We start from the raw sequence: 1,490 nt of genomic DNA, 5'->3' as shown, positions 1-1,490 counted from the left end.
GGGTTTGCGGACTCACCTCGGTCGTAAAAGCGCTACGAAAGGTATGCGAGAGCAGATCCGGAAGGTAATCTGGGCGATGGGGGCGCACAAAGCGCCCGCTTATCGCCCTACACGCCTCGCAATACGTTCATCCGCTTGATGTTCCACGCGAGCGCGACCAGCGACCATTCCGCCGTGACATTGGACAGCCCGCGTAGCGAGAACTGCCGGAATCCCATCACATGCTTGATGATCCCGAACACCGGTTCGACCGTGTTCTTGCGTAGCCCGTACAGCGCTCGACCCGCCTTCGTTTTGAGTCGGTGCGTCATCCTGATGAGCGGATCGGTACTCTCAGGCGGCGCCGGATCGGCGGCAAAGCGTTCCATCAGAGGCCGATGATGGGCGTCGCGCCGGATCGCGATCAGCGGGGTGAGTTCCGCTGCCTCGCAGAGGGTGACGTTGGCCGCACTGAAGTAGCCCGCATCGGCCAGTAACACCTCAGGGTGGCCCAATTTCCCGGGTAGCGCCCCCAGCACGTCGACCATCGGTGCGATCTGGCGCTTGTCGTTACACTGCTGGGTCACCGTCGTGCCCACGATCAACATGCTCTCGACGTCCACCGCCGCCTGCGCGTTGTAGCCTTGCTCGAAGCCGCCGCTGGACACCGGCATGATGCGCGACTCTTCGTCTGTCAGGTTGATCTGGTCACGTTCCCTGGCACCGCCTTGCGGCGGTTTCGGGTCCTTGCCACGCGGCTTTTTGCCGTCTTTGCGCTGCGCCTCGCGACGCGCCACCTTCGCTTCATACTCCTGCTGTTCCTGCTCGAAGCGTTCCTGCGCCCGCGCCTCGATCTTCGCCTTCGCTTCGGCCAGCGCCTTCAGCCGCGCTTCGCGCCGTGCGATCTCCGCCGGTACATCCATCCCATCCGGCAGACTCTCCCGATCGGCGTTCCCGGCCAGATCCATCAACTGCTGCACTTCTTCGCGCAATTGCGTCTCGATCCGGCCGATGTGCCCGTGCGACAGCGCACGGTGCCTGCTTGCGTTCGCCTTCACCCTGGTGCCGTCCAGCGCAATCCGGCCCAGCTTGACCAGCTTCATCTCCTTCGCGACCAGCAGCACCTGCACGAACAGCTTCTCGATCTGACTCGCGAACCGCTTGCGAAAGGTGGCCAGCGTGTCATGGTCCGGGTGCGTGTTTGCTGCAATGTAGCGGAACGCCACCGAATCGTAGGTTGCCCGCTCAATCTTGCGGCTCGAGAACACCCCGGTTGCATACCCGTACACCAGCAAACCCAGCAGCACCTCGGGATGATGCGCTGCCTTGCCTCGTCCCGCATACGCCACGCTCAGATCCGAGAGGTCCATCTGCGCGATGACTTCCACCACAAACCGAGCCAGATGGTCTTCCGGCAACCAGTCCTCCACCGACGGCGGCAACAGATAACCGGTCTGACGATCAACGGGCACGAAGCGACTCATCTATGGATTCTCTAAGCGAACTTGTTG

General features: G+C 62.4%; 1 protein-coding gene. It reads right to left on the bottom strand.

What is annotated here, in order from left to right; genetic code table 11:
• Nucleotides 1–107: 107 nt before the first annotated feature.
• A complete protein-coding gene (locus ACFPTO_RS25110; protein WP_377715792.1) occupies nucleotides 108–1,463 on the bottom strand; it encodes an IS1182 family transposase in 1,356 nt (451 codons plus the stop codon).
• Nucleotides 1,464–1,490 lie beyond the last annotated feature (27 nt).

Origin of the sequence: Paraburkholderia denitrificans, assembly GCF_042655705.1 — a bacterium.
GTDB lineage: Bacteria > Pseudomonadota > Gammaproteobacteria > Burkholderiales > Burkholderiaceae > Paraburkholderia > Paraburkholderia denitrificans.
The sequence above is the reverse complement of the archived record's forward strand: the minus strand, read 5'-3'. Positions and strand labels throughout refer to the sequence as shown.

Bases quoted from the DNA above. Each gene is read 5' to 3' on its own strand.
- ACFPTO_RS25110 (WP_377715792.1), bottom strand. From the start codon at position 1,463: ATGAGTCGCTTCGTGCCCGTTGATCGTCAGACCGGTTATCTGTTGCCG.